Raw genomic sequence first — 18,537 nt, forward strand, 5'->3', positions numbered from 1 at the left:
ATAGGTGTACAGAAAGATAAAAAAATGATAGATTCAAATATGATGGAAAAATAAATATTTGGGTACAATTGTAGGTAAAGGTAAGTTACAGGAGGATTTTTATACATGCAAAAAATTCAGGCCGGTTTGGCTGTAGAGTTACAAGTAGAACGTAAGGCTGATTTCGGATGGTTCTTGACTGATGGTTCGGAAGATGTCTTGCTACACCATAATGAAGCGAATGAAGGTACTGAACTTGAAATTGGTGATGAAGTTACAGTATTTATCTATCATGATAAACAGGCACGGTTAACGGCTACCATGAATATTCCGGAAATACAGATTGACAAATATGGCTGGGCAGAAGTCGTCAATGTACAAAAGAAGCTAGGCGTCTTTGTGAATATTGGGCTTTCTAAAGATATTCTTGTATCTTTGGACGACCTTCCGAACATCGATCGTTTATGGCCGGAAGTGGGGGATCGTCTCTATATTTGCCTGAAAACAGATCGGAATGATCGTTTATTCGGCAGACTTACAACGGAAGATATCATTCAAGAAATCACTGTTCCAGCTCCATTAAAAGGAGTCCGCAATACTACCGTAAAAGGGAATGTATATCGATTGCTGATGGTCGGTTCCTTCTTTGTTTCGGAGGAAGGGTATCGTTGCTTTATTCATGAAAGTGAGAGAAAAGAAGAGCCGCGCCTAGGAGAATTTGTTGAGGGGCGTGTAATCGACAGTAAGGAAGATGGCACACTTAACGTTTCTCTATTTCCATTCAAGCAAGATCTAATGGAAGAAGATGCTGATATCATCTATACTTATTTAATGAATCGCGGTGGAGCCATGCCATATGGTGATAAGACTCCGCCTAGTGATATCCAGTTCCATTTCGGTTTAAGTAAGGGAGCCTTCAAACGTGCTCTTGGTAAATTGATGAAAGAAGGAAAGATTTATCAAGAAGAAGGATGGACATACTCTTCTGATCGTAAATGATAAAAAAGCAGCGGAATGAACTTCTCCGCTGCTTTTTTATGGTTCTTATTAAAAGATTTTCTTTTTCCCCTTTTCTTCTTTTAAAATCTCCACCGCTTCACGAAATCTCATGGAATGAACAATTTCCCTTTCTCTTAAAAACCTTAATGAATCGTTGATGTCCGGATCATCCGAAATGTCAATCAACCATTGATAGGTTGCTCTGGCCTTTTCTTCTGCTGCAATATCTTCATATAAATCTGCTATGGGATCGCCCTTTGCTTGAATATACGTAGCCGTCCATGGATTTCCTGCTGCATTTTCATAGAAGAGGGCGCTGTCGTGATTAACATAGTGGTCACCAAGACCGGCCTCTAGCATTTGTTCCGGTGTGGCGTCTTTTGTAAGCTTATAAATCATCGTTGCAATCATTTCTAAATGAGCAAATTCTTCCGTTCCAATGTCGGTGAGCAATCCGATCACTTTTTCCGGAATTGTATAGCGTTGATTTAAGTATCGTAGTGCGGCAGCCAATTCACCATCAGCGCCTCCATATTGTTCTCTTAAATATTTAGCCAGTGTGGGATTACAAGTACCAACCTTTACTGGATATTGTAGCTTTTTCTCATATATCCACATAGATATCTCTCCTTAAACCTGCCATGGCCAGGGTCCTTGGCCCCATTCCCATTTATTTTCACCATCTGGACTGTTTCCAAATTGAAACAATGGGCCGTATTTAGGTTCAAATGCTGCCTTCAATTTGGTTGAGTATTGTTGAAATTGGTTGAATTGTTGTAAAGCTTTCTGATCATGGGGATGTGTATCCAAATACAGAGTCAGCTCGACTAACACGAAATCGGCAGCTTGTATTTGGCCGAGTAACTGGTAATATTCATCATCCAGTTTCCTATTCATTACTATTTCTCCCTTTCACGATATGGATTATCATAAAAATCGTAGAAAAATTTCCAAAGCGTACCATACCTCAAAGCTTCTTCTGGAGAAAATTGTTCTAGGTTAGGCGGCTGAAAATTAATATACAAATTCGGAGGCGTACGGTAATACTTTCTTCCGATTGGTGGACATGGATCGAATTTGCTATGAAAAGGCTTATAGGACTTGATTAAGGTAAAAGTCTTTTCACTTGCCAAGGAAACTCCTCCTTTCAATATAAGGTCAGCCATTAATAATTATGCTGTTGTTAATAAAATATGCCTAATGAAAAACGGCCAAAAGGTAGGACAGACTCTACTTGGAATCATTTTTGTATTTTTGGGCTTGTTATCCTCTTGTTATCTTTCTGTGATGTTTGACATCTATTCTTCATCTGTTTGTTCTTTGTATAGGGACAATCTGTGATAGTATTTAGAACATAGCTTTTGAAAGAGTTCACAAGGAGGTACGATATATGAAAAAATCAATTTTATCGTTAACGGCCGTGGTGGCCATATCAGGAGCATTTACAATACCGGTTCAAGCTGAGGAAGTTACAGTCAAAAATGGTGACACACTATGGGGATTATCTCAATCACATAAAGTTTCAGTAGAAGATATTAAATCATGGAATCAATTAACGTCAGATTATATATATGTGGGAGACTCTTTACATATTTCTCAAGAAGAGCAATATACCGTAAAGGCTGGAGACACATTATCGAAAATAGCGAATAAATATCATGTTTCGATTAAGGACCTTAAATCATGGAATAATTTAAATACAGATACAATTCATCCAAAACAGGCCCTAGTTATTAAACCAGCGGCAAATAAGGTGGAGGCAGCAAGTACAGGTCCAGATAATAAGGCAGAGCATGCTGCACCAGCACAAGAGACTGCACCAGTACAAAAAACTGCACCTACACAACCTGAAAAAACAGAAAAAGAGAATAATGTATCGCAAAATGAATCAAATCAAGACAATGTAGCAAAAGAAATGACTGTAAGGGCAACAGCCTATACAGCAGATTGCCAAGGATGTAGCGGCGTCACAGCGACAGGGGTGGATTTGAAAGCAAATCCAAATCAAAAAGTCATTTCCGTTGATCCATCTGTCATACCGCTAGGAACAAAAGTATATGTAGAAGGCTACGGTTATGCAACGGCAGCTGATACAGGTAGTGCGATTAAAGGAAATAAGGTCGATATTTTCATTCCAAATAAAGAAGATGCTCTAAACTGGGGCGTCAAAAACGTTAATCTAAAAATCCTTAATTAAGAACTGACAATTGCTCTATATGAAAGAAGGAATGGACACAGATAATATCTGTGTCTATTTTTTATTCTTTTGGTGTATGAAAAAAACGAGTACAATAGAGATATTAAAACAATAGTCAATTGGGGGAGTCACACTTTGATAGAAAAAGCACGCGAATATTTACAGCAGTATTTTGGTTATGAATCATTCAGGACAGGCCAAGAAAAGATTATCGAGCAAGTCTTAGATGGAATAAACACAGCTGGAATTATGCCGACTGGAGGAGGAAAGTCAATTTGCTACCAGATTCCAGCCCTACTTTTGCCAGGCGTCACACTCGTTATATCCCCGTTAATCTCCTTGATGAAAGATCAGGTTGATGCCCTCGAACAAAACGGCATCGATGCCACTTTTCTCAACAGCTCCATATCTGGTACGGAAGCTTCCAATAGGATGAGAGATATTAAGCAGGGAAGGTACAAGCTGGTATACCTGGCACCGGAACGATTGGAAAACCATATTTTTCAGAGGGATCTGGCTAGTGTGGATATATCGATGGTCGCGATAGACGAAGCTCACTGCATCTCTCAATGGGGTCATGATTTTAGACCAAGTTATTTAAAAATCAAAACCTTTTTGAAAGAAATGCCGACTGCTCCGACCATTCTTGCCTTAACAGCGACAGCAACCCCGCATGTAACAGAAGATATCTGTCAGTCATTGGGAATTACTGCAAACCATACGGTATCCACAGGATTCGCTAGGGAAAATTTATTTTTTTCCGTCGTCAAGGAAGAGAACCGCAGTCGATATTTAATGCGTTATATTGAGAAGAATAAAAATGAGTCCGGTATTATATATGCTGCAACAAGAAAAGAAGTCGATTCATTACATGCCAAACTCAACAAAGCGGGTATTAAAACAGGGCGTTATCATGCTGGAATGAATGAACATGATCGATCTGAACAACAGGAGCTATTCATTCGTGACGATATATCTTTGATGATTGCAACCTCAGCTTTCGGTATGGGCATTGACAAATCAAACGTTCGTTATGTCATCCATTACCAAACGCCGAAGAATATGGAAAGTTATTATCAAGAAGCAGGTCGTGCAGGACGTGATGGATTGGATAGTGAATGTATTCTGCTTTATTCACCTCAAGACATGCAGATTCAGCGTTTCTTAATCGACCAATCCAATCCCTCTCAAGAATGGCAAGCCCAAGAACTGAAGAAGCTGAATAGGATGAAGGATTATTGTTTTACAGAAGGGTGTTTACAAGCATTTATCCTTCGATACTTTGGTGAAGAGAATCCGGAAGATTGTGGTCATTGTGAAAACTGTACGGATAAACGTGATGCCGTAGATGTGACAACTCAGGCGCAAATGGTCCTTTCGTGCATGTTGCGAATGGGGGAAAGGTTCGGTAAGACGATGATCAGTCAAGTGCTTACAGGTTCAAAAAACAAAAAGATAGAACAATTTGGATTCCATAAGCTCTCGACATATGGAATTATCAATAATCAGTCAGCTAAAGATGTTGCCGATTTCATAGATTTTTTGACCGCCAAGCAATTTATCGAAATGACAGGTGGGCAATTTCCTGTTCTTAAAGTAACAAATGCTGGTAGGGAAGTGTTGCTAAATCAGAAGCAAGTGCTACGCAAAGAAGTGAAACAAGTCACCAGCATTAATGTGGATCATGGTTTGTTTGAAGAATTACGACGTGTAAGAAAAGACATCGCAAGTACGGAAAATGTGCCGCCATTCATTATTTTTTCGGATGCCACTTTAAAGGATATGGCAACAAGGTTACCTGTGACAGAACAAGATTTCCTTGAGGTTAAAGGCGTGGGCTCACAAAAATACGATCGTTTTGGTAGGACATTTTTAGAGGTAGTTTCGAATTATTTACAAGCACATCCTGACATTGAGTCGAATAGAATATATAAAAAAGAAACGACGAAAAGCAGTACAGGACCTTCACATATCGAAAGTTATCGTTTATATCAAGAAGGAAAGTCAATCAAAGAAATTGCAACGATAAGAGGCCTGTCTACAATTTCCATCGAAAATCATTTATTAAAGTGTGCGGAAGAACAAATGGATATCAAATGGGAGGGTTTCTTCAATCAAGAAGAGTACGATTTAGTACTGGAAACTGCTAAACAACTTGATTCCGGAAAGCTAAAACCTCTTAAAGAGGCCCTTCCCGAGCATTTTTCATACTTTCAGATAAAAGCGATCATGGTAAAAGCCACATTAGCTAACTAATTGATCAAATAATGGTTATTTTTTAGCGCTGGATAAATAAGAAGTTGATTTGATACGTATACTATAGAAGTAAAACAGCCGAAAAGTTCATTGGCTTAAAACTTGGTGTGTAATTTGAAAAAGGAGGTTGCTCATGTATTTTGGCAAAAAGAATTCAGAGGAACCAGAAATCATAATGGAAGATACTATTGTATATGCGTGCGGATCAGCGGATTGTAATGGCTGGATGAGGAAGGACTTTGCCTCAGTAAACTATGATTGTCCAATGTGTGGAAGTCAATTAATTGAAGAAGTTAGAGAACTTCCGAAAATTGAAAATGAATATAATGCGTATAAATAAAAGGGGTAAGTACTTACCTCTTTTTATTTTGGGAATGTAATTAGGCTTTCATCAAGATATAATAACTACTCTTTACATCATAAGAAACGTGTGCTATAATTAAATTTCAGTGTTGTTATTAGAAAACACTAAGAGGGTAATTTAAAAGATACATTTTTATTAATAAAATAATTTTCATCGTTTTTATGATGAAGTAGAAACAAGTTAAAACAACTAGAAAGAAATACGTTTTAATCACCAGGTATTTTCCTCGATTCATTTTGTTCTTCATTAACTTACTTCTATGTAGCCATTTATCTTTTGGATTTAATTTTCCCAATTGGAATTACGGACGGTTTAATTAATAAACATGTACTTATCAGCTTTCACCTGATTCTCACAGGCACGGTCTAGGAGCCGTATGGATGAGAGAGAGGCAGGGCTTTCATTGTTTTAGGTTATGGCACTAAAATTACTCTCATGCTTGATTCGACTTTATACTAAGCGAACAAGCTGGAAGAATCATGATTGATGATTCTTGAATACAGTCCAGTCTTTACAAGCTCTGAGGTAGTCAAAGGCTGGATTGTGAATACTTGGATTTGGAATTGTAGGTATCCTAAGCTTTACTTAAATATTTTATGAAGAAATATGTTATAATGTATAATGAGATATTTAAAATTGGTTGTGATCTCCTGTTATTTCCACTCATTTATCTTGAGTGTATAGTAACTAATCTTAGATAAGTAAATGGGCTATACTCACATTTATTTAGATTAATCGCTAGCTATTCTTCTTTATCTTTATGGCACCGGCACAAAAAATCTGTGCTAAGTCAATTTAAATCTAAGGAGTGAGATACATGTATAGAAGAAATAATACGGAAGAAATCATTCCTGAAGAAACTAAGGTTTGGGAATGCACATCAGAAGATTGTAAAGGGTGGATTCGGGATAACTTTACGAGCAATGATGAGCACCTTTGCCCATTATGCGGTAGTAAAATGAAACAAGGTACAAGAATGCTACAAGCAATTAATAATCCGAGAAATTATTAATACCATTAAAAAAGCTGAAGGGATTCTTCCCTTCAGCTTTTTTTTGCTGCATAACCATAACTGAATATTGCAAATGTAAGAAGGATATTTTTAATGGATGTCCTTCTTCTTGAACCGTCCACCTCGAACCTCGGCAATATCACCGACGGCAAGGAAAGCAGAAGGATCGAAACTTTTTACGATATCTTTAAGTTTTGCTTCTTCAAGACGGTTTATTACGCAGAATATAACTTTTTTATCGTCCCCTGAATAGGCGCCTTCTCCAGCTAGATAAGTTACGCCTCGTCCTAAGCGATGCATGATTGCATCCCCTATATCCAAAAACTCATCGCTGATAATCCAAACAAATTTAGATTCATCCAAACCGGCTATAACGATATCCATCGTTTTATACGCTACAAAATAAGCCAGAATCGAATACATGGCACGATCCCAGGAAAAAACAAATCCTGCACTGCCAAGGATGAATAAATTGAAGAACATGACAATCTCACCAACAGAGAAAGGAAGTTTCTTACTAGCTAGAATGGCAAGGATTTCAGTTCCATCTAATGAACCACCATACCGAATTACCATTCCAACCCCAATTCCAAGTATCATGCCTCCAAAAGCTGAAGCAAGGAGAATATCCTGAGTGAAAGCTGGTACATGATGAAGCAATGTGGTAGTTAAAGAAAGGATTAATATTCCATATAGGGTAGATAAAGCGAAGGTTTTTCCGATTTGTTTATATCCAATAAAAAAGAAAGGAAGGTTTAAAACAAAAAGAAAGATACCAAGTTTCATGCCGGTGATATAAGATAACATAATGGAAATACCGGTAATGCCTCCATCGATAACGTTATTCGGAACAAGAAAAATCTCAAGGCCGACAGCCATTAATACGGCACCAATCGTTATGAGTAGACCTCTTTGTAAAACTTGCCTACGCGTCAGTTTTTTATGCTGCGTCTTCTTTTGTATAATTTCGGCTGTATTTGCGCTTGCTAGGTCCGACATTATCATGCCCCCACTCCTTTTTATATATATTCTCTATTTAATTATAAACGTATAAAAGGGATTAAAAAAAGAAATAAGCTCTCCGAACGTAGTTTGTTTTGCACGTACTCATGAATTGTAATCATTGTTCTCAGGAGGAGAACGATTGATAAACACTTTTTATTTTACTCGATACATAGGAAAAATATTTGTCATTCTATTATTTTTTTACATAGTTGTCGAAGATTTATTTATTGAATATACAGAAAATAACTTTAAATAACTCAGGAAGACAGGTAAATAGAAATAAAAGTCTTTAAGCAATTCGAAATTTACATTACAATATAGGATAATAGAACGATAGAGGTGAGAAGGTTAATGGAACAATCAATTGTATCATCCAATCCAATCCTATTTATAATTGCAGCACTCCTGACATTCATGGCTTGCTATACCGCCTTGGATTTGCTGACAACATATATTTCGGCAGAAAAATATAAACGTCTTTTGTATTTGGGAAGTACTTGCTCCATGGGAGTGACTATGTGGACGATGAATTTTGTATATGTTTTTACTTATGAGAGTGACAGGACTACGGCTTACAGCTTTTCCTTAATCATGCTTTCATTAATATTAGGAGCCATATTTGTAGGGATTGGCCTTTTGGCCATTGCCCATAACCCTTCCATGTTGCAAATGGTTTTCTGTAGCTTTATGTTTACGATGGCTCTTTTATCAAATTATTTAATTGGCCTGTATCCATTGAGTAAGTCCTTGGAACTTAATCCATGGTTGTTAGGTAGTACGCTAGTTATAATTTTTTTGTTGTTTGTAAGCGGATTTTCACTATTATTTTATAATGGAAAAGGGAGTCAACCCTTCCTAAAACCAGTCAGTACGATCATTATGAGCGGAGCAATTATTGGAGGACATTTTCTTTTTTTGAGAGGGCTTCCACTTACTCCAGAAATGGTGAATATGAAAGGACTCGCTCAATTAACACCCTTTATGCTTTATCTCGTATGCTTTGTTTCGCTTTTCATACTAGCGAATTTAATTGGCTCGAGCACAATTGTTGCAAGACGGTTGGTGAAGAGTGACAACCAAGTGAGTGATATCCGTTATGCTTTAGATCAATCCTCGATTGTGGCTATTACGGATGCAAAAGGCATCATAACCTATGTTAACGAAAAATTCATTGAAATATCCCAATATGAAGAGCATGAACTGATTGGAAGAAATCATTCAATCATTAACTCGGGTTATCATTCTAAAGAGTTTTTTTTCAATCTATGGAAAACGATCAGTAATGGACAGACATGGCATGGTGAGATATGTAATCGGGCAAAGAACGGGGAGCTCTATTGGGTGGATACCACGATTGTGCCCTTTATGAAGAAAGGAAAACCATATCAATATATATCCATACGATCTGATATTTCCAGTCGGAAAAAGGCTGAGAAGGATTTAAAGGTTTCTATTAAAGAATTGGGTGATATGTACTATGCCATTAATCAATCGTCTATCGTGGCCGTAACTGATGATGAAGGAATCATCGTCGAGGTTAATGAAAAATTCTCTGAAATTTCTGGGTACACGAGAAACGAGTTAATTGGACAAACGCATAAAATGGTGAATTCCGGATATCATTCAAGTGAGTTTTTCGAGAATATGTGGAAGACCATACATAAGGGCAAAGTATGGAAAGGGGAAATTAGAAACAGAGCGAAAGATGGTAGTTATTATTGGGTGGATACCACGATTGTCCCTTTTTATACAGTTGAAGGCAAACCCTATCAATTTCTCGCGATTCGCTATGATATCACAGAGCGAAAACAAACAGAAGAAATGCTTTATCGCCAGGATAAATTGGCAGCTGTCGGACAACTGGCTGCAGGAGTGGCCCATGAAGTAAGAAATCCTCTTACATCGATTAAAGGGTATACGGAATTCTTACAATTAGATGAAACGGATAGTGAGCGACAAGAATATTTGGATATCATTTTAGATGAAATCAACCGGGTAAATGAGATTATTGAAGAATTTTTGGATCTGGCAAAACCACAGTCCTTGAATCTGAAAACAAAGAATATCGTCCCGATTTTACAGAATGTTATCTCGCTAACTGAGTATGATGCGAAGAAGAAAAATATTATACTCTTCTTTACTAGTTTCCAAGAAGAAATCCATGTTCAGTGCGATGAAAATCGTTTGAAACAAGTTTTTCTGAATTTCATTAAGAATGGAATGGAAGCGATGCCGCAAGGAGGAGAAATCAGGGTCACTATGGAATTAAGGGAAAGGAAGGTTCATATTTCTATAACAGATACAGGAGTAGGAATCCCTCCCAATCAATTAAGAAAATTGGGTGAACCGTTTTTCACTACAAAAAAATCCGGGAATGGGCTGGGTCTTATGGTTAGCTTTAAAATCATTGAAAGTCATCAAGGACGAGTGTTTGTAGAAAGTGAAGTTGATAAAGGGACTGTATTTAACATTGTCCTCCCTCTGGAGTTGTTGCAAGAAAGAAACAAGAAAGGGAACTGGGACTAACTGTCTAGTGTTTGTAATAGTATTTAGATGACTTCATGGGGGATATTTTAGTGAATAAACTTGAAAAGGTTCATATAACACGATTAAAAGGGTTTTATCTTCTTTCTTTTTTTGCGGTAGGTAGCTTGACACCACTTTTAAGTGTCTATTTAGCTAATGAGGTCGGACTGAATGGATTTGAAATAGGGTTCATCATGTCTGTTGGACCACTGGTGATGATTTTTTTTCAACCTATATGGGGACTGATTTGTGACTGGACTGGAAAACCCACTAGGATACTGGCGTTGACTACCTTATTTGCTGGAATTTTTGGGTTAGGATATGTTTTATTTGAACCTTTTCTATTTTTAGTATGCATCTCAGTGGGACTGGCAGTTTTTCAAAGTGCCCTTATCCCTGTGTCTGATAGCATCACCTTGCAATATACGACGAGTATCAACGCGAATTATGGGAAAATCCGTTTATATGGTTCGCTTGGTTTTGGAGTTGCCGTTTTTGTGATGGGGAGGTTATCGGAAACTTTCATAGGCCCATCCGTTATTTTCTACGTATTTTTTATCAGCCTTCTTTTTGCTGCTTTTCTAGCTCTGCATTTACCCGAGGAGTCACCGCAAAAAAAAGCAAAGCTTTTCAGTGGAATAAAGGAACTTTTTATTATGAAACGTTTTGTCGTCTTTCTTGCCGTAACATTCCTGATTTTTGGTCCCAACCTGGCGAATAACGTCTATTATGGCCTATTCGTGGAGGCTAGGGGTGGAACCTATACAGGAATCGGCATTGCATTTCTGCTCGCGGTGCTGTCCGAAATTCCATTCTTACGTCTCGCAGGAAGTTGGATTCATAAATGGGGGTTGCTGCCAATCACGTTATTGGCAGGGGGTGCCTCGCTGGTCCGATGGGTTCTCTATTTTATGGAACCTGGTTTAGCCATTGTTTATATTTCATCTATCATGCAAGGTTTTTCACTTGGATTATTTATTCCAGCAGGTCTGCAATATATTAAAGAGGTTGTACCAGTTCATATAACCGTTACGGCAGTCACACTTTATTCTGCGATAGGGAACGGGTTCGGTAATTGGTTCAGTACATTTTTCGGTGGCATGATCATGGATACATCAGGTATTTACATGGTTTATCTCTTTTTTGGAAGTCTTTCGGTGCTTGGTATCATACTTACGGTATGGCTTATGATAATGGAGGGAAAGACGGGAGGTCAGCCCATATAGTAAAGAATTTATAATTTTTAAAGGACTTGCTCACATTTGTGAATAAGTCTTTTTTTGTTTGCTAATCCATTGAGTTTAATACGGTGCTAGTTGGTAGGTTATCTTGTTTTTACCGTGGAAGCCTACTGGAATCGGCTCATGGTTGTCATGCGTTTATGAAAAAAAGAACGGACAGTTTAGTTACCGGGGTCGACATCTTTTTATTATTGGAAATAATGTGTTTTAATGGAATTAAGTAAACCATCGGAAGGATGAATGTGATTGAGCCAAGTCAGGGTTATTGCAACAACTATTATAGCAGCGCTTATCGGACTGTTTTTTCTGTTTTGTGTAGGGTGGACACTTTACGATTACTATGGAGAAAAATCCTCTGAAGTGGAATTGAAAGAAGCAAATTCAAAATCAATAGAAAAAAATGTTCCAGATGATTTCACCTTAGTGGCCTTAGGAGATTCTCTGACTCGGGGAACTGGCGATGAGACAGGGAAAGGCTATGTGGGCCTTGTGGTCGAAGACTTGAAAAGTCGCTTTAATAGCAAACCCCTTGTTCATAACCTTGGAGTAAAGGGGCAAGTATCCAAAGAATTGGCTGAACAGGTGAAACAATCGGAGATAGGTCGCCAAATACAGTCAGCGGATGTCATCATGATTACAATCGGCGGGAATGATCTTTTTCAGCAAGGTCAGACCTTATTTGATTATGATCTTGAGGTTACCAGTGAATTGCAAAAGGACTATTTGAAAAATTTGAATGAGACTTTAAAGGAAATCACTAAATTAAATGATTCAGCCACCATATTCATGGTCGGTTTGTACAACCCCTTCATCGAATTGGATGAAGACTTTGATACAAATAAAATTGTTCGGGATTGGAATAACGAAACAGCTGAGGTGATTGCGACCTATGAAAATGCCGTATTCGTACCGACTTTTGATTTATTTCAGTTATCAGTGAATGAGTATTTGTATTCGGATAGATTTCACCCCAATAAGGAAGGGTATCGTTTGATCGCGGATAGGATCTCTCCTTTAATTCAATGGGAAGGGGAAGCAAAATGAGGAATGTGACATTGAGCGTGAAGAATCTAAAAAAAACGATTGGCAAGCGGGAAATCATAAAGGGAATAGAGTTTGAGCTAAGAGAGGGTGAAGTATTCGGCTTTTTAGGTCCGAATGGGGCCGGGAAAACGACGACAATCAGAATGTTGGTTGGCCTAATTAAGCCAACATCAGGTTCCATTGAAATATGTGGGTACGATGTACGTAAAAACTTTACGGAAGCCATGAAGAATTTAGGCTGTATAGTAGAAAATCCAGAACTTTACCCATATTTAAGTGGTTGGGACAATCTGCTCCATTTTGCACGAATGCTACCGGGTGTTGATGAATCAAGAATGAATGAAGTCATTGAGTTAGTTGGTCTTAAGGCTCGGATTCATGAAAAGGTGAAGACATACTCGTTAGGTATGAGGCAGCGGCTTGGTATAGCACAAGCTATGCTAAACAGACCTAAAATATTGGTCCTGGATGAACCGACAAATGGACTTGATCCCGCAGGAATCCGTGAAATGCGCCAGTTCATTAGGAAACTTGCAGAAGAAGAAGGCATGAGTGTTTTGGTATCTTCCCATTTACTGGGGGAAATACAACTTCTTTGTGATCGGGTGGCCATTATTACAAAAGGTGAAATCATCCAAACTGATACGGTAGAACATTTATTAAAGACTCAGGAAAAGATGATTTGGCGTGTTGAGCCATTGCAAAAGGGAAGCGAAATCCTTAGTGCGTTTACGGACATAAAGATGGAACACGATTATATCGTCACAAAATTTGATGAACATAGGACTCCCGAATGGAATGCCGCCCTCAATGTTGCGGGTGTGAAGGTACTTGAAATGAATCGTAGACTTCCAGCCTTGGAGGAGTTATTTTTACAAATAACCAGTGGGGGTGCTGGAATTGAGTAACCTGATTCAAAATGAAATGATGAAGTTATTGGCAAAGAAACGGCTGCTCATCATTGGAATTATCGTAGGTATACTAGTGTTGATGTTTACATACGCACAATATAAACAAGTGGAGGAGCAAAGAGAGAAGTTAGGTACTGATGATTGGCGTACTGCAGTTCAACAGCAAATCATCGATACTCAGAACAGATTGAGCTCAAGCAGGATGTTGGATGAATGGAGAGAGCAGCTTCAGGTCACCCTAAAACAGCAGCAATATTATCTAGACCACGACATTAACCCTTCAGAACCTGGGGCTGCAACTTTTACACGTATGTTTTTGGAGAATTCAATAGACCTATTCATTCCCCTTTTAATCATGATTGTAGCCAGTGACCTCGTATCCTCGGAAAGTAGTCAGGGAACGATTAAACTCTTGCTCACTAGGCCTGTGAAACGATGGCAAATACTTTTGAGTAAATATATTACTTTGTTATTGGCTGTTTCTTTGATAGTGGCGATGACCGCTTTTCTCGCTTATTTTTTATCAGGTATTGTTTTTGGGTATCATGGCTGGAATGCGCCGACCATTACCGGTTTTGGCATAAATGGCGGAGAAGTGGATATAAGCCAGGTAAGAATGGTCCAACAATGGAAATTCCTTTTGATGGATATGGGCCTAGTCTGGCTGGTGGCCGTAGTGGTAGGAACCCTTTCATTCATGTTGTCAGTACTAGTTAGAAGTACACCTGCAGGGATGGGTATCATGCTCGCCTCCCTAATATCCGGAGCCATTTTAAGCAACATGGTTTCTTCTTGGGAATCGGCTAAATATTTCTTTATGGTGAATTTAAAGTTGACCTCATATGTTAGTGGGACAGCACCTCCTATCGAGGGAATGACCTTATCATCATCTATGATTACCCTACTTGCTTGGTGGGCGATTGCCCTGCTTGTATCTTTTTCGGTATTTACACGGAAGGATGTTTTTTAATCGAGGACAGGCTTGTTGCATCAAGGCCGGTTTTTATTATTCAAAGGTTGGTATCCTTTTAAATGAAAGCAACGTTTAATAAATAAATAAGTGGAGGGGCTTATGGATAATAATAATTTGAACAAAAAAATCATTCCAATGACATCAGTATCCAGTGGGAAAGGTCAGTTTGTGAATAAGGATTTATATTGCTTTCCTATTCAAATTGTGAATGTCGTGTTCATAGGATCACCAGATGAAAAGAAGTGGGTCCTGATTGATGCGGGTATGGCCGGTTCAGCAGATATGATCAAGAAAGAAGCTGAAGAGATTTATGGTGAGAATCATCCTCCAGAGGCCATTATCCTCACTCATGGACACTTCGACCATATTGGAGCACTAGTAGATTTATTGAAAGTGTGGAAGGTTCCGGTCTATGCACATCTAAATGAAATGCCTTATTTAACCGGCAAAGAGAATTATCCAGAACCTGATCCCACGGTGGAAGGTGGTTTGGTCGCGAAGATATCTTGGATGTTTCCAAACGAGGGAATTGATTTGGCTGAGCAAGTTCAGCCCCTGCCGGATGACCATAGTGTTCCCGGACTTCCCGACTGGAAATGGATCCATACTCCTGGACACTCAGCCGGGCATGTTTCCCTTTTTAGAGAAGGCGATCGAAGCTTGATTTCGGGTGATGCTTTTGTTAACGTCAGACAAGATTCCCTTTATAAAGTCATCACTCAGGAAAAAGAATTGACTGGTCCACCACGCTATTTGACAACTGATTGGGATGCAGCCAAACAATCGGTATTAACCCTAGCTGATTTAAAGCCGAGGCTTGCGATAACGGGTCATGGTTATCCGATTGAAGGAGAGGAACTTACGAAAGGTTTAGCAAACCTAGCAAGGAACTTTGATTCTATTGCAAAGCCAGATTACGGGGAATACGTAGAATAAATAAGAAACACTATTTTTCGAATAAATTAAGATCTCATTTAGATGGAGGAATTATATGACGAAAATAAGAGATATTATGACATCCGATGTGGATTTTTGTACGGCTGAAGATAATGTATACGAAGCGGCTTTAAAAATGAAGGATGGTAATGTTGGAGTTATTCCCGTTTTAGAAAACAATCGTTTAATTGGTGTTATTACAGATAGGGACATTGTTACCCGTTCTGTCGCAGAGAAAAAACCAAATTCAACAAAAATCACCGATATTATCTCCACAGACCTTGTTACGGGTTCGCCGGATATGTCAGTGGAAGAAGCAGAGGATTTGATGGCGAGTGAACAAGTAAGAAGACTGCCGATTGTAGAAAAGGAAAAATTGGTTGGTATTATCGCTTTGGGCGACCTTGCCGTTCACCACCAGACAATTTCCGAAGCGGGTATCGCTTTACATTCTATTTCTGAGAACCGAGATCAGATTCAACATTAAAAACAAAAGAACTCTGCTAGCGGGAACGCTAGCAGAGTTCTTTTGTTTTTAAAGGTACTTATTAAACCATTCCTTGATTTCCACTATATGACGAAGACGCATTTTGGGTGACCCGCTTCGGGATACTTCATGGTTTTCATTTGGGAAGGAAACAAGCACCGCTTCTTTTTTTTGCCTTTTCAATGCTACAAAAAATTGTTCACTCTGTTCAATAGGACAACGATAGTCTTTTTCCCCGTGAAGTAATAGCAAAGGAGTTTGCACATTTGCTACATACTTTAATGGGGAGTGTTCCCATAATTTTTCTGGTGAGTTAATGACATCTCCTGAAATTTCCCATTCGGTGAAATAATATCCGATGTCACTGACTCCATAGAAACTTATCCAATTGCTTATGCAACGCTGGGTCACAGCCGCCTTGAAGCGGTTTGTATGACCGATAATCCAATTGGTCATGAACCCTCCATAGGAGCCACCCGTTACACCTAACTTTTCAGCGTCAATAAAGGAGTAGAAATCTAGAACATAGTCTACAGCAGCCATTAAGTCCTCATAATCCATTCCACCATAATCACCACGGTTGGCATTAGCGAACTCCTGTCCATATCCAACACTTCCGCGTGGATTGATGAACAATACAACATAGCCTTCATTCGCCAAAGTCTGAAATTCGTGAACATAGTTATTCGCATACATTGCATGAGGCCCACCGTGAATCTCTAAAATGAGGGGATACTTTTTATTATCCACAAATTCACATGGCTTCATGATCCAGCCGTGGATGAGGGTATCATCTGTTGAACGGAAGGAAATGGGCTCGGCAATAGCTATAGTTTTATCCTGTAAGTATTCATCGTTTACAAAGCTGATCTGTTCTTTATCGCCAGTCATGAGGTTATAAACAAATAAATCACCGGGATGAACAGGTGTACTTATGGCTACGATGGCATGATGGCTATCCGGGTTGATTGTTAACCCATATACATGTTGAGGCTCGAGGAGGGAAGGGTACATGGCCCCTTCAATCGATCCATAATAAACACCGGTATTTCCATAATCACTTATTAAGAAGTAAAAGCCTTGGCTGTCATTCGTCCACAGAATGCCAGGATCCACTGCGCCCATTTGGAAATCACCGATGGCGGAGCTTCCTATTTCAACGTCCCAACCTTCCGTCAAACATTGTATGGTTTCATCCAAAACAGAGTACAACCAGATTTTTGAAGAGGTTGCACCGGCAAATTCTTTGTTGTGGCCAATGTAGGAAAGGAATTCACCATTAGGGGACCATTTTGGATCACGGTAATATCCAGAGCTGCCAGTTACTTTTCGGGAAATTTTCGTCTTGACATCCATAATGTAGATATCTGTGAATAGGTCCAAATCACTTTTCCCCGGTTCACCGCTAATATAAGCGATTTGAGATCCATCTGGAGACCAGGCATTTGGGTGACTGTTCGTCAGATTTTCCGTTAGTAATATGAATTCACCATTTACTATATCTACCAAGACGAGTTGACTATAGTGATGATTGAAATATCCTCTGTCATCCCATTTGTATTTTATCTGATCATAACGCTGTACATCTTTGCATGAGGTTTCTTCTTCTTTTTCGGATAACACCGCCTTATTTTCAGGTACCATAGTGGATAGTAGCAGTTTTCTCGAACAAGGGGACCAGATGGGATTGGTTGCTCCATCGAGGAAATGCGTCAGCTGTCGGCACTCCCCACCGATTGAATGAATGATATGAACTTGTTTTTTTCCAGAACGGTCTGATAAGAAGCTAATGTACTTTCCGTCTGGTGACCAGCCTGGTGAGGTATCACGGTGATTCCCGAATGTCCATTGTTTTGTTTCAGCGGTGATCAGGCTATACATATATAAGTTGGAGATGTATTTTTCCGTTCGTTCATCGATGGTGGTTTGTACATAAATGACCATGCTGCCATCGGGTGAAAGTTTTGGATCGGTTACAGATTTCATCTGAAATAGGTCTTCTGCTGATATTCCTTTTTTATGCATATTCTTCATCCTTTCATTTCTCGTCTCTATGTATTCGCTATAGGGAATTCCAAATCCTTTAGTAAATATTTTACACTTTGGAAACAAGTGCACAGCGAATTTTCAGGCACGAGAATGAATAAGTGCCTAGGATGAAAAAATTCCGTCCTATGTATAGGCCGGAATAGAAGAAAAATCAGTCATTTCATTACTTTGGCATGTGTTTTGTATGTGGGCGGTGCGAAGGGATTTGAAAATCATGTTGCTCCATCATTTTGTAGTGTCGTTCAAAATGTGCGTACATTTTGTCTCCCTCTTCTTTAGAAAGCGCACCATATTCCACATATTTTTCAATTAACTCCTTTTTGTCCGCTAGTATCCTTTTTTGGATAGTGGCTAATTCTGTTTTTTGGGACTCTGTGAATTGTACGTTATCCTGCTTAACGGATTGTTGGTTTTCCTCAGCTGAAGCAGGAAGGATCGGCATGCAAAGTAATAAGGAAAAGATTGCAACCATTACACCTATTTTTTTCATTTAAAACACTCCTTTTAAATTTTTTTCACCATAAGGGTACCACCCATGAATATAATCTGGAAATTATC

18 protein-coding genes are annotated in these 18,537 nt (G+C 38.9%); 12 read left to right on the forward strand and 6 right to left on the reverse strand.

Features of this window, described 5'->3' with window-relative positions; all coding sequences use genetic code 11:
* Nucleotides 1-105 precede the first annotated feature (105 nt).
* The gene (locus ACIQXU_RS09070) at nt 106-978 is read left to right on the forward strand and encodes a CvfB family protein (protein ID WP_402958689.1); all 873 of its coding nucleotides are present in this window, start codon (nt 106-108) and stop codon (nt 976-978) included.
* A gap of 48 nt (nt 979-1,026) precedes the next feature.
* Here ACIQXU_RS09070 and cotJC read toward each other — a convergent pair whose 3' ends face one another.
* Genes cotJC through ACIQXU_RS09085 form a run of 3 tightly spaced genes read right to left on the reverse strand, consistent with a single transcriptional unit; the run spans nt 1,027 to nt 2,111 of the window.
* Nucleotides 1,027-1,596: a spore coat protein CotJC gene (cotJC, locus tag ACIQXU_RS09075; RefSeq protein ID WP_402868755.1), complete on the reverse strand. Its 570-nt coding sequence runs from the start codon at nt 1,594-1,596 to the stop codon at nt 1,027-1,029.
* 12 nt (nt 1,597-1,608) lie between these two features.
* Complete coding sequence (locus ACIQXU_RS09080; RefSeq protein WP_402988403.1) at nt 1,609-1,875, reverse strand: spore coat protein CotJB; 267 nt, start codon at nt 1,873-1,875, stop codon at nt 1,609-1,611.
* A 2-nt stretch (nt 1,876-1,877) separates the two neighbouring features.
* Nucleotides 1,878-2,111: a spore coat associated protein CotJA gene (locus tag ACIQXU_RS09085; protein WP_402868751.1), complete on the reverse strand. Its 234-nt coding sequence runs from the start codon at nt 2,109-2,111 to the stop codon at nt 1,878-1,880.
* 257 nt (nt 2,112-2,368) lie between these two features.
* Here ACIQXU_RS09085 and ACIQXU_RS09090 point away from each other — a divergent pair, with 257 nt between their 5' ends.
* From ACIQXU_RS09090 to ACIQXU_RS09105, 4 genes are all read left to right on the forward strand, one after another.
* Nucleotides 2,369-3,175, forward strand: coding sequence for a LysM peptidoglycan-binding and 3D domain-containing protein (locus ACIQXU_RS09090; RefSeq protein ID WP_402988406.1), 807 nt, complete (start codon nt 2,369-2,371; stop codon nt 3,173-3,175).
* A 135-nt stretch (nt 3,176-3,310) separates the two neighbouring features.
* Nucleotides 3,311-5,431, forward strand: coding sequence for a DNA helicase RecQ (recQ, locus tag ACIQXU_RS09095; protein WP_402988409.1), 2,121 nt, complete (start codon nt 3,311-3,313; stop codon nt 5,429-5,431).
* A gap of 133 nt (nt 5,432-5,564) precedes the next feature.
* Nucleotides 5,565-5,771, forward strand: a complete 207-nt coding sequence (locus ACIQXU_RS09100) for a cold-inducible protein YdjO-related protein (protein ID WP_402868746.1) — start codon at nt 5,565-5,567, stop codon at nt 5,769-5,771.
* Between the two features lie 841 nt (nt 5,772-6,612).
* Nucleotides 6,613-6,807: a cold-shock protein gene (locus tag ACIQXU_RS09105; RefSeq protein ID WP_402868744.1), complete on the forward strand. Its 195-nt coding sequence runs from the start codon at nt 6,613-6,615 to the stop codon at nt 6,805-6,807.
* A gap of 90 nt (nt 6,808-6,897) precedes the next feature.
* Here ACIQXU_RS09105 and ACIQXU_RS09110 read toward each other — a convergent pair whose 3' ends face one another.
* Nucleotides 6,898-7,806, reverse strand: a complete 909-nt coding sequence (locus ACIQXU_RS09110; RefSeq protein WP_402868742.1) for a YitT family protein — start codon at nt 7,804-7,806, stop codon at nt 6,898-6,900.
* A gap of 357 nt (nt 7,807-8,163) precedes the next feature.
* On the opposite strand from ACIQXU_RS09110, the gene ACIQXU_RS09115 reads away from it, so the two are divergent.
* From ACIQXU_RS09115 to ACIQXU_RS09145, 7 genes are all read left to right on the forward strand, one after another.
* Entirely contained in the window at nt 8,164-10,338 is a 2,175-nt protein-coding gene (locus ACIQXU_RS09115; RefSeq protein WP_402988413.1) for a PAS domain S-box protein, read from the forward strand.
* 50 nt (nt 10,339-10,388) lie between these two features.
* A complete protein-coding gene (locus ACIQXU_RS09120; protein WP_402868739.1) occupies nt 10,389-11,564 on the forward strand; it encodes an MFS transporter in 1,176 nt (391 codons plus the stop codon).
* 261 nt (nt 11,565-11,825) lie between these two features.
* Nucleotides 11,826-12,623, forward strand: a complete 798-nt coding sequence (locus ACIQXU_RS09125; protein ID WP_402988417.1) for a GDSL-type esterase/lipase family protein — start codon at nt 11,826-11,828, stop codon at nt 12,621-12,623.
* On the forward strand, nt 12,620-13,531 hold the full coding sequence (locus tag ACIQXU_RS09130; RefSeq protein WP_402988420.1) for an ABC transporter ATP-binding protein: 912 nt from the start codon (nt 12,620-12,622) through the stop codon (nt 13,529-13,531). Before ACIQXU_RS09125 ends, ACIQXU_RS09130 begins: the two co-directional genes overlap by 4 nt.
* Complete coding sequence (locus ACIQXU_RS09135; protein WP_402988426.1) at nt 13,524-14,504, forward strand: ABC transporter permease; 981 nt, start codon at nt 13,524-13,526, stop codon at nt 14,502-14,504. Before ACIQXU_RS09130 ends, ACIQXU_RS09135 begins: the two co-directional genes overlap by 8 nt.
* A gap of 102 nt (nt 14,505-14,606) precedes the next feature.
* The gene (locus ACIQXU_RS09140; protein WP_402988431.1) at nt 14,607-15,443 is read left to right on the forward strand and encodes an MBL fold metallo-hydrolase; all 837 of its coding nucleotides are present in this window, start codon (nt 14,607-14,609) and stop codon (nt 15,441-15,443) included.
* Nucleotides 15,444-15,498: 55 nt separating this feature from the next.
* Complete coding sequence (locus ACIQXU_RS09145) at nt 15,499-15,930, forward strand: CBS domain-containing protein (RefSeq protein ID WP_402988437.1); 432 nt, start codon at nt 15,499-15,501, stop codon at nt 15,928-15,930.
* 48 nt (nt 15,931-15,978) lie between these two features.
* On the opposite strand, the gene ACIQXU_RS09150 is transcribed toward ACIQXU_RS09145, so the two are convergent.
* Nucleotides 15,979-17,955: a S9 family peptidase gene (locus tag ACIQXU_RS09150; RefSeq protein ID WP_402988442.1), complete on the reverse strand. Its 1,977-nt coding sequence runs from the start codon at nt 17,953-17,955 to the stop codon at nt 15,979-15,981.
* A gap of 187 nt (nt 17,956-18,142) precedes the next feature.
* Complete coding sequence (locus tag ACIQXU_RS09155) at nt 18,143-18,469, reverse strand: DUF2680 domain-containing protein (protein ID WP_402868726.1); 327 nt, start codon at nt 18,467-18,469, stop codon at nt 18,143-18,145.
* Between the last annotated feature and the right edge of the window lie 68 nt (nt 18,470-18,537).

The organism is Peribacillus sp. NPDC097284 (assembly GCF_044761765.1).
In the GTDB taxonomy this organism is placed as follows: Bacteria; Bacillota; Bacilli; order Bacillales; family DSM-1321; genus Peribacillus.

Excerpts from the sequence above, each read along its gene's own strand:
- ACIQXU_RS09070 (WP_402958689.1), top strand. The coding sequence starts at position 106 with ATGCAAAAAATTCAGGCCGGTTTGGCTGTAGAGTTACAAGTAGAACGT.
- cotJC (WP_402868755.1), bottom strand. The coding sequence starts at position 1,596 with ATGTGGATATATGAGAAAAAGCTACAATATCCAGTAAAGGTTGGTACT.
- ACIQXU_RS09080 (WP_402988403.1), bottom strand. The coding sequence starts at position 1,875 with ATGAATAGGAAACTGGATGATGAATATTACCAGTTACTCGGCCAAATA.
- ACIQXU_RS09090 (WP_402988406.1), top strand. The coding sequence starts at position 2,369 with ATGAAAAAATCAATTTTATCGTTAACGGCCGTGGTGGCCATATCAGGA.
- ACIQXU_RS09100 (WP_402868746.1), top strand. The coding sequence starts at position 5,565 with ATGTATTTTGGCAAAAAGAATTCAGAGGAACCAGAAATCATAATGGAA.
- ACIQXU_RS09105 (WP_402868744.1), top strand. The coding sequence starts at position 6,613 with ATGTATAGAAGAAATAATACGGAAGAAATCATTCCTGAAGAAACTAAG.
- ACIQXU_RS09110 (WP_402868742.1), bottom strand. The coding sequence starts at position 7,806 with ATGTCGGACCTAGCAAGCGCAAATACAGCCGAAATTATACAAAAGAAG.
- ACIQXU_RS09115 (WP_402988413.1), top strand. The coding sequence starts at position 8,164 with ATGGAACAATCAATTGTATCATCCAATCCAATCCTATTTATAATTGCA.
- ACIQXU_RS09130 (WP_402988420.1), top strand. The coding sequence starts at position 12,620 with ATGAGGAATGTGACATTGAGCGTGAAGAATCTAAAAAAAACGATTGGC.
- ACIQXU_RS09140 (WP_402988431.1), top strand. The coding sequence starts at position 14,607 with ATGGATAATAATAATTTGAACAAAAAAATCATTCCAATGACATCAGTA.
- ACIQXU_RS09145 (WP_402988437.1), top strand. The coding sequence starts at position 15,499 with ATGACGAAAATAAGAGATATTATGACATCCGATGTGGATTTTTGTACG.
- ACIQXU_RS09150 (WP_402988442.1), bottom strand. The coding sequence starts at position 17,955 with ATGCATAAAAAAGGAATATCAGCAGAAGACCTATTTCAGATGAAATCT.
- ACIQXU_RS09155 (WP_402868726.1), bottom strand. The coding sequence starts at position 18,469 with ATGAAAAAAATAGGTGTAATGGTTGCAATCTTTTCCTTATTACTTTGC.